The 12,118-nt window shown below is 62.7% G+C and carries 17 protein-coding genes; 8 read left to right on the top strand and 9 right to left on the bottom strand.

Annotated features, from left to right (window positions below; genetic code table 11):
• Positions 1-57: 57 nt before the first annotated feature.
• Complete coding sequence (locus NKF25_RS03265; RefSeq protein ID WP_253225280.1) at positions 58-1,116, top strand: isocitrate/isopropylmalate family dehydrogenase; 1,059 nt, start codon at positions 58-60, stop codon at positions 1,114-1,116.
• Positions 1,117-1,300: 184 nt separating this feature from the next.
• Positions 1,301-1,588, top strand: coding sequence for an amphi-Trp domain-containing protein (locus tag NKF25_RS03260; RefSeq protein WP_253225586.1), 288 nt, complete (start codon positions 1,301-1,303; stop codon positions 1,586-1,588).
• Positions 1,589-1,648: 60 nt separating this feature from the next.
• On the opposite strand, the gene thrS is transcribed toward NKF25_RS03260, so the two are convergent.
• Positions 1,649-3,571: a threonine--tRNA ligase gene (gene thrS, locus NKF25_RS03255; protein WP_253225279.1), complete on the bottom strand. Its 1,923-nt coding sequence runs from the start codon at positions 3,569-3,571 to the stop codon at positions 1,649-1,651.
• A 129-nt stretch (positions 3,572-3,700) separates the two neighbouring features.
• Between thrS and NKF25_RS03250 the strand changes: the two genes are divergently transcribed.
• Genes NKF25_RS03250 through NKF25_RS03240 form a run of 3 tightly spaced genes read left to right on the top strand, consistent with a single transcriptional unit; the run spans position 3,701 to position 5,472 of the window.
• Positions 3,701-4,309 (top strand): DJ-1/PfpI family protein, encoded by a 609-nt coding sequence (locus tag NKF25_RS03250; RefSeq protein WP_253225278.1) that lies wholly within the window; start codon positions 3,701-3,703, stop codon positions 4,307-4,309.
• A 55-nt stretch (positions 4,310-4,364) separates the two neighbouring features.
• The gene (locus tag NKF25_RS03245) at positions 4,365-4,631 is read left to right on the top strand and encodes a hypothetical protein (RefSeq protein WP_253225277.1); all 267 of its coding nucleotides are present in this window, start codon (positions 4,365-4,367) and stop codon (positions 4,629-4,631) included.
• A gap of 46 nt (positions 4,632-4,677) precedes the next feature.
• Positions 4,678-5,472: a succinylglutamate desuccinylase/aspartoacylase family protein gene (locus NKF25_RS03240; RefSeq protein ID WP_253225276.1), complete on the top strand. Its 795-nt coding sequence runs from the start codon at positions 4,678-4,680 to the stop codon at positions 5,470-5,472.
• A gap of 8 nt (positions 5,473-5,480) precedes the next feature.
• Here the strand turns inward: NKF25_RS03240 and NKF25_RS03235 are convergent, their stop codons facing one another.
• Together NKF25_RS03235 and NKF25_RS03230 are read right to left on the bottom strand one after the other, a co-directional pair.
• The gene (locus tag NKF25_RS03235; protein WP_253225275.1) at positions 5,481-6,518 is read right to left on the bottom strand and encodes a dipeptide epimerase; all 1,038 of its coding nucleotides are present in this window, start codon (positions 6,516-6,518) and stop codon (positions 5,481-5,483) included.
• Positions 6,515-7,528, bottom strand: a complete 1,014-nt coding sequence (locus NKF25_RS03230) for a DUF1611 domain-containing protein (protein ID WP_253225274.1) — start codon at positions 7,526-7,528, stop codon at positions 6,515-6,517. Before NKF25_RS03230 ends, NKF25_RS03235 begins: the two co-directional genes overlap by 4 nt.
• Positions 7,529-7,703: 175 nt before the next feature.
• Here NKF25_RS03230 and NKF25_RS03225 point away from each other — a divergent pair, with 175 nt between their 5' ends.
• Together NKF25_RS03225 and NKF25_RS03220 are read left to right on the top strand one after the other, a co-directional pair.
• Entirely contained in the window at positions 7,704-8,582 is an 879-nt protein-coding gene (locus tag NKF25_RS03225) for a homoserine kinase (RefSeq protein ID WP_253225273.1), read from the top strand.
• Between the two features lie 43 nt (positions 8,583-8,625).
• On the top strand, positions 8,626-8,832 hold the full coding sequence (locus tag NKF25_RS03220) for a hypothetical protein (RefSeq protein ID WP_066141023.1): 207 nt from the start codon (positions 8,626-8,628) through the stop codon (positions 8,830-8,832).
• A 44-nt stretch (positions 8,833-8,876) separates the two neighbouring features.
• Here the strand turns inward: NKF25_RS03220 and NKF25_RS03215 are convergent, their stop codons facing one another.
• The 3 genes from NKF25_RS03215 to NKF25_RS03205 all read right to left on the bottom strand — a co-directional run bounded on the left by NKF25_RS03215 (position 8,877) and on the right by NKF25_RS03205 (position 10,654).
• Complete coding sequence (locus tag NKF25_RS03215; RefSeq protein ID WP_253225272.1) at positions 8,877-9,764, bottom strand: Vms1/Ankzf1 family peptidyl-tRNA hydrolase; 888 nt, start codon at positions 9,762-9,764, stop codon at positions 8,877-8,879.
• Between the two features lie 50 nt (positions 9,765-9,814).
• Positions 9,815-10,039, bottom strand: a complete 225-nt coding sequence (locus NKF25_RS03210; RefSeq protein ID WP_253225271.1) for a hypothetical protein — start codon at positions 10,037-10,039, stop codon at positions 9,815-9,817.
• A gap of 81 nt (positions 10,040-10,120) precedes the next feature.
• On the bottom strand, positions 10,121-10,654 hold the full coding sequence (locus NKF25_RS03205; RefSeq protein ID WP_066141015.1) for a DUF5815 family protein: 534 nt from the start codon (positions 10,652-10,654) through the stop codon (positions 10,121-10,123).
• A gap of 182 nt (positions 10,655-10,836) precedes the next feature.
• Here NKF25_RS03205 and NKF25_RS03200 point away from each other — a divergent pair, with 182 nt between their 5' ends.
• Entirely contained in the window at positions 10,837-11,076 is a 240-nt protein-coding gene (locus NKF25_RS03200; protein WP_253225270.1) for a hypothetical protein, read from the top strand.
• Between the two features lie 21 nt (positions 11,077-11,097).
• Here the strand turns inward: NKF25_RS03200 and NKF25_RS03195 are convergent, their stop codons facing one another.
• From NKF25_RS03195 to NKF25_RS03185, 3 genes are all read right to left on the bottom strand, one after another.
• A complete protein-coding gene (locus tag NKF25_RS03195) occupies positions 11,098-11,517 on the bottom strand; it encodes a hypothetical protein (protein ID WP_253225269.1) in 420 nt (139 codons plus the stop codon).
• A gap of 49 nt (positions 11,518-11,566) precedes the next feature.
• Positions 11,567-11,824: a hypothetical protein gene (locus tag NKF25_RS03190; RefSeq protein WP_253225268.1), complete on the bottom strand. Its 258-nt coding sequence runs from the start codon at positions 11,822-11,824 to the stop codon at positions 11,567-11,569.
• Between the two features lie 75 nt (positions 11,825-11,899).
• Positions 11,900-12,109: a hypothetical protein gene (locus NKF25_RS03185; protein WP_066141004.1), complete on the bottom strand. Its 210-nt coding sequence runs from the start codon at positions 12,107-12,109 to the stop codon at positions 11,900-11,902.
• Positions 12,110-12,118 lie beyond the last annotated feature (9 nt).

Here is a 12,118-nt window from a genome sequence, read left to right as displayed (position 1 = left end):
ATTCACGACACGTCGAGATTCATAACACCCTTGTGATTCCCTGTTTTATGGTAGCTAATGTCATATGAGATAGCGGTGATTCCGGGTGACGGTATCGGATCCGAAGTCGTCGAGTGCTCGATGCCGGTCGTCGAGGCCGCAGCCAACGCGTGCGGCGTCTCGTTCGAGACGACCCTGTACGATTGGGGGTCCGAGCGATACCTCGAAAAAGGGATGATGATGCCGGACGACGGACTCGACGAACTCCGTGAGTACGACGCCATCTTTCTCGGTGCGGTCGGACACCCCGACGTCCCCGACCACGTGACCTTGCGTGGGCTCAGACTAGAGATCACGAAGGGATTCAAGCAACACGTCTGCAAACGTCCCACCTACCTGTTCGAGGGCGTTACCAGTCCGCTGCGGAACTACGCCGACGGGGATATCGACTTCGTCGTCTACAGACAGAACACGGAGGGTGAGTACGCCGACGTGGGCGGCAGGGAATACCAGGGCTTCGAGAACGAAGTCGCGATCCAGAGTGCCCTTTACACTCGCGAAGGCACCGAGAGTATCGTCCGCGCGGCGTTCGCCGCCGCGGCCGAGCGCGAAGGACGACTCACCAGTATCACGAAATCCAACGCACAGGCTCATGGGATGGTCTTCTGGGACGATATCGTAACCGAAGTTCATCGAGACTATCCCGAAGTCGACGTCGAACGGCTGCTCGTAGACGCGGCCAGCATGGACTTCGTCAGGCGACCGGAGGAGTTCGACGTTATCGTCGCCTCGAACCTCTTCGGAGACATCCTCACCGACCTCGGCGCGGGTATCTCCGGAAGCATGGGTCTCGCTCCGTCGACGAACATCGACCCGACGGGAGAGTATCCGTCGATGTTCGAACCGGTTCACGGGAGCGCCTTCGACATCATGGGCGAGGGTATCGCGAACCCGATTGGAACGGTGCTTTCGTGGGAGCTCCTCTGGGACCACCTCGACGAACAGGCGGTCGCACGGGCGCTGCGGACCGCCGTCGCGAACCAACTGGCCGAGACGAGCGCCCCGCGAACCCCCGATATCGGCGGCGATTCGGGGACCGAACAGGTAGCGAACGACCTCCGTGCGCGGATAGAGTGAATCTGGCCGTTCGTTCGACGGGAGACGAGCGGAAGCGACGAGGTGGACTGAGCAGTGGGTGGGTCGAGTGAGTGATTCGTTCGAGATTTGTTCGGGGCAGTATGGTGTCAGTGCAGAGGATGAGTTCAGCAGAGCGGTCCAAGCAGAGGGTGCAGTTATCAGTATGGGCTGTGTATACGTCTACATGCCCGAAGAAGTCCTGTTCAAATCGGAGAGCGATCAGAGTCGAGAGGAAATCGCAACGTACCTTCGCCGTGTAGCCGAGAAGTTGGAACAAGGTGACGCGATTACGCTAAAATCGGGGTCCGAGTCCGTGACGATGGAGCCATCGGCACGTCCAACGTTCGAGGTCAAAGCCGAACGTGAAGGACCGACGGACGGACCCGGTGAATTGAGTATCGAGTTCGAACTCGAATGGGACGAGAACAGCGGAGAGGGAGATAGTGGGAGTGGCCAGCTAGAAATCGAGTGATTGGACGACGTGACGGTCGATTCCACGTGAAAAACTCGCTTAGGGAAATACCACAGGGGTTCAGTCCAAGAACGCGAGGTCCGTACTCTTCTCGTCGCGTTCTTCTTCCAGATGCTCGCGGAACTCCTCCAGCGAAACGTCCTTCTCCTCGCGCTCCAGACGGTCGCGGACCGAAATCGTGCCCGCTTCCTCCTCGTCGCCGCCGACGACGATCATGTACGGGATGCGGTCGTCGTGGGCCTGCTGGATCTTTCGGCCGACGGTCCACGAGCGGTCCTCGACTTCCACGCGGAAGTCGTCGAGTTGGTTGGCAACGCGGTGAGCATACCCAAGATTGTCGTCGCTGACGGGGAGCACGCGGACCTGTTCGGGCGAAAGCCAGAGCGGGAACTTGCCGTCGAAGTGCTCGATAAGCACCATGAAGAAGCGCTCGTAGCTACCGTACAGCGCGCGGTGGATCATGACCGGGCGCTCCTCCTCGTTGTCCTCGGTGACGTAGCTCAGGTCGAAGCGCTCGGGCATGTTGAAGTCGAGTTGGACCGTCGGGCCGTCCCAGACGCGCCCGAGGGCGTCTTCGAAGCCGAAGTCGATCTTCGGGCCGTAGAACGCGCCGTCTCCCGCTTCGATGTCGTAATCCATGCCGCTGGATTCGAGGACGGAGCGGAGTTGCTCCTCCGCGTGCTCCCAGAGTTCGTCGCTACCGACGGACTTCTCGGGGCGGGTCGCGAGGGCGACTTCCACGTCCAAGTCGAACGTCTCGATAACCTCGAAGATGAGGTCCATCACTTGGCGAATCTCGCGTTCGATCTGGTCGGGGCGGACGAACAGGTGGCCGTCGTCGATGGTGAACGACCAGACGCGGGAGAGACCGGAGAGTTCGCCGCGTTGTTCCTTGCGATACACTTTGCCGTTCTCGAAGTAGCGGATCGGCAGGTCGCGGTAACTCCAACTGTGCTGGTCGAAGATGGTCGCGTGGCCGGGGCAGTTCATCGGCTTCAGGCCGTACTCCTCGTCGTTCACGTCGAGGAGGAACATGTCGTCCACGTAGTTGTCGTAGTGGCCCGACTTCTTCCACAGTTCCGTCCGGAACAGGTGGGGCGTCTCGACTTCGTCGTAGCCCGCGCCGCGGTTGAGTTCGCCCGCGTAGTCCGACAGTTCGCGCAGGATGGTCTTCCCGTTGGGGTGATACAGCGGGAGGCCGGGGCCGGTCGTCTCGTCGATGGAGAACAGGTCGAGTTCCTTGCCGAGTTTGCGGTGGTCGCGCTCCTCGGCTTCCTCCACTCGCGTGAGGTACTGTTCGAGGTCCTTCTCGGAGGGGAACGCCGTACCGTAGACGCGGGTCAGCGTGTCGTTCTCCTCGTCGCCGCGCCAGTAGGCCGCGGAGGTTTCGAGGAGTTTGAAGCCGCCGATTTCGCCCGTCGAGGAGACGTGCGGACCCTTACAAAGGTCGGTGAACTCGCCCTGTTCGTAGAAGGATATCGAGTCGTCGTCGGCCGCCTCGGTGTCGAGAATGTCCTGTTTGTACTCGTTGTCCTCGTAGAAGTCGAACGCTTCCTCGCGGGACTTCTCGGTGCGCTCGATGTCGAGGTCCTCGGCGATGATGTCGTGGGCCTCGTCCTCGATTGCGGCGAGGTCGTCGCTGTCGAGTTCCACGCCCGCGATGTCGTAGTAGAATCCCTCGTCGGTCCACGGGCCGATGGTGAGTTTCGCTTCGGGGTGGAGTCGTTTCAGCGCCTGTGCGAAGACGTGGGCGGCGGAGTGACGGAGGACGCTCAGGTACTCGTCGCTCTGGTCGGTGACGATGACGAGTCGGCAGTCCGCCGACAGCGGCGTCGCTTTGTCCACGAGTTCGCCGTCCACGACACCTGCCACCGTGTCCTTGCCAAGTCCGGGGCCGATTTCGTACGCCACGTCCTCCACGGTCGAACCGTCCTCCATCTGGAGTTCGGCACCGTCCGGGAGCGTGACAACGATATCGCTCATGCGGTTGGGTACGCGCCACGCGCCAGATAAGTGTGTTGAGACGGCGCGAGGAACCACGACGGACAGGGGTTCGATATCCGGTTCACCAGCGGGTTTACTATCTCGAAAAGCGCTATCGATAGTCGGAACATGGAAATCGCTATCGTCCTCTTCGAGGGATTCGACGAGTTGGACGCCATCGGCCCGTACGAAGTGTTCGAGAACGCGGCCGATGCCGGTTCGGACCTCACGGTCTCTCTCTGTACGCTCGCGGAAACGGAACGAATCACGGCGAGTCACGGCCTCCGTGTCGAACCCGACGCGACACTCGACGACCGCTCACCGGACCTCATCGTCGTTCCCGGCGGTGGATGGAACGACCGGAGCGAGGCGGGAGCGCGGACGGAAGCGGAACGAGGCGACCTTCCCGACGCTTTGGCGACGCACCACGAACGGGGAACGACAATCGCCGCGGTCTGCACCGGCGGAATGTTGCTCTCCAGTGCGGGACTACTCGACGGTCGTCCCGCAGTCACCCACGCCGGAGCACTCCCCGACCTCCGGGACTCGGCGGCACACGTCGTCGACGCTCGCGTCGTCGACGACGGCGATATCCTGACCGCCGGTGGTGTCACGTCGGGTATCGACCTCGCGTTCCACATCGTCGAGCGCGAGTTCGGGACCGAAATCGTTCGCACCGTCGCCGAAGAGATGGAGTACGACCCGACCGACGACGTTCACGCGACCGATGGTCGGTGACGACGGCACCGCGTTCGACGGTTAATATGAAGGTGCTGACAGTAGTACGACCCCTATGCGAAAATCACCGAAGCCCGAGGACGTGGACAAGCCGGTGTTCAACGTGGACGAGCAGAAGGTCGGCATCATCACCAAGGTCGAGGACGGTATCGCCTACGTCGATCCGCATCCGAGCCTCCTCGACGAGTACAAGATGCTACTCGGGTGGAAGGACGAGGCGAAGGACATCTACCCGCTTCCGCACGAGGCCATCCACGGGATAACGGACAAGGAGGTTCAACTCCGAACCCACGACACCGAACACGAGAAAAAGCGGGAATAGGAGGCAACGTCGTGCGGGAATCCACAGCCTCAAGTCGTGGGTCTGCGTGGCACGATTATCGATGCGCGTCCAGACCTTCGGTGCCGGGACCCCTGACCTGGCCGTCGTCGCCTGCCTGCACGGCAACGAACGCTGCGGAAAGACGGCCGTCGAGCGCGTGCTGGCCGAAAAACCCTCTTTCTCCCGCGCGGTTCGTTTCGTCCTCGCCAACGAGGAGGCCATCGCGGAGGACGTCCGATTCATCGACGAGGATTTGAACCGTGCGTTTCCGGGAGACTCGAACGGGAAAACACACGAATCCCGGCTCGCGGCGGAACTCCTGCCGGAACTCGACGGGTGTGGTGTCCTCGACTTACATTCGACGGAATCACAACCCGAGCCGTTCGCGCTCGTCACGCGGCTGAACGACCGAACGAAACGGCTGGCGCGGGCGACCGGCGTGGGGCGCGTCGTGGACATCAGCTACCTCGCTGGCGGCCTCATCGACTACGTCGACGGCGTGGCAGTCGAGTGCGGGTACCGGGGAAGCGAACGAGCGGAGCGAAACGCCGAGCGCGTCCTCCGGAACTTCCTCGGCGAGATGGACGCACTGGATACCCTTTCGGACGACGGTTCCCCCGAACTGTACCGGGTGTTCGACGCCGTGGAGGGCGCGAACTACGAGTTCGTCGGCGAGAACTTCGTCCGCGTCGCGGAAGGAGAGGTGTTCGCCCGAAGAGAGGACGACCGGGCCAGCGAACTCCGCGCCGACCGGCCGTTCTATCCCGTCTTGATGTCCACCGACGGTTACGATGAGATGGTCGGGTTTCGAGCCGAACGGGTCGGAAAACTGGTCGAGTAAGAGTAGGGTTAGCGTTTCCGCGCGCCGGTTCCAGCCAATCCCGTTTCGAGGTCGATGACGCCATTCGGCATGGGAACGCCCTCGTAGTCGTCCTCCGCGAGGAGGAGCGAGCCGTCCAAATCGGCGTAGTCGAGCAGCGGGACGAGGTGGCACGCGGCCGCGATGCTGGCGTTGCTTTCGATCATACAGCCGAGCATGAGTTCCAGGCCCTCCGCCCGCGCGGCGTGAATCATCCGCATCGCTTCCCGAAGGCCGCCGCATTTCATCAGTTTCAGGTTGGCGATGTCGGCCTTGTCGGCGATTCGCGGGATGTCCTCCAGCGTGACGCAGGATTCGTCGGCCGCGATGGGGAGCGCGGCGCGTTCGCGCACGAACCGCATTCCCTCGGGATTCTCGGCGGGAATCGGCTGTTCGACGAACTCCACGTCGAACTCGGCGAGCGCCTCGATTTTTTGCACTGCCTCACGCGGACTCCACGCCTGATTCGCGTCCACGCGAATCGTCGCGTCCGGGGCCTCGTCCCGAATCGCGCCGACGATTTCCTCGTCGCGGTCGGTACCGACTTTGACTTTCAGCGTGCCGTACCCGGCTTCGACGGCCTCCCGCGTCTTCTCGGCCATGACGTCGGTCGTGTCGATGCCGACCGTGAACGACGTTTCCAGCGTGTCTTCGGGGTCGAGTCCCCAGTAGCGATACAGCGGCAGTCCGGTGCGTTTCGCGGCGAGGTCGTGCAGCGCGATGCTCACCGCACAGCGCGCCGCGGGATTCCGATTGACCGTCTCGCGCATCTCGCGTTCGATGTGGTCGAGCGCGTGCGGGTCGTCCACCCGCTCCACGACGTCGAGCAGGTCCGGCATGACCGCCTCGACCGTCGCCGCCGTCTCGCCGTAGTGTTCGGAGGGTGCGGCCCCGCCGATACCGACGTTGCCGTCGTCGTCCTCGATCTTGACGACGACGTTCTCGGCCGTCGTCTGCGTTCCGCGAGAGATGGTGAAGGCGTGTTCGAGCGGGAGCGAAATCCGTTCGAACGCCGTCGTGAGGGTCATAGAATCTCCTCCAAGACCGCATCCGCGTCGAAACGGACGAGGTCGGCCGCGGGTGCGTCGAGTTCGGATCCGTACTCCGCGACGGCCGCGCGGGCGTCCTCGTCGTCCGCGATTCCGGAGGTGTTGATGGCTCCGGCGACGATTTCTGTTTCGTGAACGGGGTGGGCGAGTCCCTCGTAGAGCGAGACGTACTCGGAAATCGGCGGCAGGGAGACGGATTCGTAGCCGTGAATGGCCTCCTTGCCCGCCTCGTGGCAGAGGACGAGTTTGTCGGGCATCGACCCGTGGAGGATTCCGCACGTCACCGCGGAGTAGGCCGGATGGACGATGCTCCCCTGTCCCTCCACGAACAGGTAGTCGTACTCGTCGGCGCGCTCCAGAATCGTCTCCTCGACGGCCCCGGCGGTGAAGTCGCTTACCACGCGGTCGATGGGGTTTCCGCCGCCGTCGATCATGATGCCGGTCTGTCCCGTTGGAATGAATCCGGCGTTTACGCCGCGGTCGCGGGCCGCCTGTACGAGTTCCAGCGTCGCGGTCATCTTGCCGACCGAGCAGTCCGTGCCGACCGTGAGGACGATTTCGGCGTCCACGTCCTTCGCGATGCCTTGGCTGACGGTGAGGTCGTCGTGGGGTTTTCGAACGTCCCAGAGTTCACAGTCGTTCGCCGCGGCGAGTCGGGCGAACTCCTCGTCGTCTTCGAGGAAGTAGTGGAGTCCGGAGATTACGTCACAACCGCGGGAGAGCGCGGTCGCCACGTCCGACCGCCACGACTCGTCGAACCCGCCGCCGATGGGCGCGATGCCGATGATGAGTGCGTCCACCTCGGGCACGTCGTCCATCCCGGCGACGATGGGCGCGTCCTGCACGTCGGGAACGTGGTCGTTGACGCGTTCGCCGGGATGGTCTCGGTCGAGCACCGCTGCGACATCGTAGTCCGCATATCGTAGAATTCCGACCGCCGTTTTCGCGCGACCGGGGAACTTTTCGTGCGCCAGTATCGCAACCTGCATGCGTGTGCGGTGGTGGCACGGTATCTTAAAGCCGACTCTCCCGGTAACGTGGAAGCCGTCGCACCGAACGGGCATCATAAAACCTACCTATCTCGTTTCGATGCACCCCCCGCCAGCGTCGGACAATTTTCGACCGGAGGCGAAGGTTTTTGTCCGTGCTTTCGATACGTGTTGCATGGTCACAGTGCGGGCACCGGCCACGAGTGCCAATCTCGGGTGTGGGTTCGATGTGTTCGGGTTGGCGTTGGAACGACCCGCGGATATCGTACGGGTCGAACGCGCCGAGGAGACGACGATAGAGGTAACGGGTGTCGGGCGACAGTACATCCCCGAGGAACCGGCGAAGAACACGGCGGGCGTCGTCGCCCAGGAACTCGGCGCGCCCGCACACATTCGAATCAACAAAGGGGTTCGACCCTCGTCGGGACTCGGGTCGTCGGCCGCCAGCGCTGCCGCCGCCGCCGTCGCGCTGAACGAACTCTACGACTGCGGTCTCACGCGAAAGGAACTCGTTCGCGTCGCGGCGGAGGGGGAAGCGGCCGTCTCGGGCGAAGCCCACGCGGACAACGTCGCTCCCTCGATTCTCGGTGGATTCACGATCGTTACCGAGGACGAAATCACGCAGGTGGACGCGTCGATACCGGTCGTCGCCTGCCTGCCGGAAACCGTCGTCTCGACGCGGGACGCGAGGCGTGTCGTCCCCCAATCGGTCGAAGTCGACGAACTCGTCAGTACCGTGGGCAACGCCGCGACGCTGACCGCCGGGATGTTCCGCGACGACCCGGAACTGGTCGGGAAGGGACTCGAAGACGGGTCGGTCACGGGGTCGCGGGCGGCGCTCATCGACGGGTTCGACGAGGTCCGAACCGCCGCACTCGACGCGGGTGCGACCGGCGTCGCCGTGAGCGGGGCCGGACCGAGCGTCCTCGCCGTCTGTCACGACGGGAAACGGAACGCCATCGCGAGCGCGATGCTCGACGCCTTCTACGACGAGGACGTCGAGGCCCGTGCGTATCCGACCGCGATCGGTGGTGGCGCGACGATAGAAGAATGAGCGGATCGTAACGACCACGAGGCTTCTCCGTGACGAGTTACCCATGACGAGCAGTGATCGCTGTCCCGATTGTGGCGTTTCGCTCGAACCGGTCAAATTCGGCATGAATGACGCGTGGAAACCGTACGTCAAGACGAGCGAACGCCGAGGCGGGCTTCTCGGCTCGCTCGGGATGAACGAGCGAAAGGAAGTCGAGACGGCGATGTGTCCGGAATGCGGCCGACTGCTGTTTCACGCGAAGTTGGACTAGATCCAGAATGGCCGAATCGGTTTGATCCGGAACGGCCGAATCGGTTAGATGCGAAACAGCCGCGTCGTCCAGAATTCGTAGAACGCGTCGTCCAGCGCCTCTTTCGGTTTTCCGGTCGCATCGACCGGTTTCGTTCGGTCGGCGACATCGCGGAACTCCGCGAGGAGCGTCCGCTGGCCGACGACGTACAGTCGGTCCGCGTCGTGGGAGTCGATTTCCTCCCGGCAGCGGTCGAGATGGTCGGCGATCTGTCCCTCCCGAATCCGCTCGAATCGCGCCTGCGAGAACCCGCCTTTCGAGTGGTCACCCTTCACGTCGCTTTCGAAGCCCGAAACGGACAGTCGCTCCCGGCCGTCGTACTCCGCGATGGCGAACAGGTCGGAGCGGACGAGCGCGAAGGTAAAGCGCCCCTCCGGGCGGAACCACGCCGAATCGAAATCGAACGAATCGCTCCACGAGGCGAACTCCTCCGGGGGATTCGGCGGGGAGAGCGCCGCGCTGACCAGTCCCGCGTCGTCGGTCAGCGCCAAACACGGCGCGGCACGGGCGACGAGCGGCGCGTGGTCGCCGAACGCGTCGCGGACCGTCTCCGACAGGTCGTCGGTCACCATCGCGGTCAGCACCCCTTCGGGTTCCGTCTCGATACGTTCGAGACGGGCCAGCACCTCGTCCAGTCGCTTCCCGTGAAGCGATTCGGTGCCTCGAAACTCCACTGACTCCTCGTCGTCCCCTAGCCGTTCGACCCTGTCTTCGAGTTCGACGATACGGCTTTCGAGACGATTGACCTGCTCCTCGGCGTTCTGACGCTCCGTCACGGCCTCGGAGCGGCGTTCCTCCTCGGCTTGTGCCCGTCGTTCGAGATGATGGTTCTCGTCTTCGAGTTCGTCGATTCGCTCTTTCAACTCGGCGCGCCCGAGCAACTCGTCCAGCATCGACTCGAAGCGCGTGTCCCGGGGTCTTGTAGTTTGGTATGTGGAAAAATCTAGAGTTCGTACCGGTACGGGGAGGAACGAATCACCCGTACGTCACCCGCCCGTGCTCGCCGTCCGAGGACGGTCGCGATTTCGTGTGTGCTCCCGAACTCCCCGCCGCTGTGGTCCGTTTCGTCGAGGAGTTCGAGAATCTCGCGCGCGGTGAGCGGTTCACCAGCGTCGTGCTCGGTAACGGCCTGCCGGATGGATTCGAACGTTTCTTCCCGAGCAGACATATGAGCAGGGTTGGCTGCCCACCACTTAAACCTCTGTCAGACAAGTGTCTGCTCGGCGAGGTCAGTTCGGCGGAAGTATCCTCACGCGGGGCGGTCGTGTGGGCCGGAGAAGTCCCGTTCGGCTCGATACTGATCGACGAAGGTCGGCACGTCGAAGTTCAGCATGTCCGCTTCGAACTGGCTCATCGCCTCGTCGTCCTCGGCGTGGCTGATGGCGTGTTCCATCAGTTCGACGATGAGTTCGACGACGATTTCGTGAAGCCGTCGGGAGTCGAAGTCCGTCACCCAGACCATCGAATAGCCGAGGTCGGGGTTGTCGGCCACGTCCTCGCTGGCGACGTCCTCGGGGAACTCCTCCATGACGACGCCCATGATGTGAAGCGTGCCGAACTCGACGTTCTCGTCGGTCGTATCGATGGTTTCGCGGAGGATGTCCACGAGAAATTCGGGAACGAAGCGTGACGGCGGGTGCACGTCCATGACGACCGCGTGCGATTCGCCACAGTCACAGTCGTACTCGCGCATCCCCATGTCGAGTCGTCCGGTCGCTACCGTCTCGCCACAGGGGAGTTCGAGCGTCGCACCGTTCCCTCCCGGGACGCGCGGTTCTGCCATACCGGTCCGTTCGGTCCTGACGATTTTAAACGGCGTGATCGGATATCGCCGTGCGAGGATACGAACGAATTCCGACAGGTGTCGTCAGCGTAGGGATAGTTCTCAATAGCGCTCCCCACCGACCGTCCCCCCTCAATACCCCTCTTAGCGAGCTACTTATCCCCGGAAAAAAGAGGTGGCGTATGGCACAGGCCAGCGGGGTTCCCGACCGACTGCGCCCGATAGACGAACGAATCCTCCGATTGCTCGCGGCCGACGGAATACAGGTTCGACTCGACATCGAACGGCGACTCGCCCTGTCGAACTGCGTCACCGCGAGCCGCTGTCGCTCCCTCGCCGAGCGTAACCTCGTGCGAAACACGAACTGGTGTTGTTACGAGATCACCGAGCGGGGAAAACAGCGCCTGCGGGCGGAGTGCTGACGGGACGAAAATTCCGGGTGGCTATGGCCAATCGTCGCGCACGTCCTCTTCTTTCCCTTCGTCGTCCTCGTCGGCGTCGGACGCCAGGTCCCACTCGGCCGCCTCGGCGGCGTCTTCGACGTGCAGGAACTCCCAGTCGTGGTCCTCGGCGAGTTCACGGTCGTCGTCGGTCGTACCGACGAAGACGTGTCGGTCGGTGTCGAACTGCGATTTCACGCTGTCGAGGCTTTCGGCCCGTCCCTTCGGACCGGAGAAGAAATCCTGTCGGATGCGATTCTTTCGGGTGAAGTTCGTCACCACGTATGTCGGTTGGTCGGAGATGACGCCGACGTAGCGCGTCCAGCGCCGGGCGTCCTCGAAGACGGTGCCGGGGCTCGCAAGCTCTTTGAGCGCCGACAGTTCGAAGGCCAGCGTCATCTCACCGCTTCCGCTCATGCTCATGTCCCTACATGCCGTCCTGCCGGAGAAAACGGCTTCGGTTGTTGGTTCCTCACGCCACGTCGACCCGGAGGTAGTCGTTGAACACGATGACGGTGTCCTCGGTGAACTCCTCGGACACGTCGCTGGTCATCCGGACGACCTTCTCGTGACCGTCGAACTCCGCCAGGAACCCCTGAGCGGTGTCCGACAGTTCGTCGTAACTTCGCACCGGAACGCCCGCTGGCACGGTTTCGGTTCGGGTGACGATGAGCGCCGCCGGTTCTCCGGTCGATGAAGACCCCAGACTACTCGTGCTGTTCGATGCCATTGGTATATGTTATCAATTGTCGTAGTGGGTGTTAAAGCTTGCGGCTGAAAGGTGAACAAACGTGAAGAATAGAAGCTACGCGAGCAGGACGCGGAAATAGCCGGTGTATTTGACGAACTCGCCGTCGCTAAACTGGCGTGCCGTCTCCGGGTCGATGAGTCGTTCGCCACGCTCGACGACGTCGGGGAAGTGCCCCTTCGCACCGTAGTCGAGTTCGTCGTAGTGGCGGACGCGTGCGTCGTCAGGGACCGTTTCCACTGGTTCGAGAGCGATTTTGTATTTCACGAAGTCACC

The organism is Haladaptatus sp. AB643 (assembly GCF_024136975.1).
Classification (GTDB): domain Archaea; phylum Halobacteriota; class Halobacteria; order Halobacteriales; family Haladaptataceae; genus Haladaptatus.
Note: the sequence above shows the minus strand (reverse complement) of the source record. Positions and strands in the feature narration are given on the sequence as shown.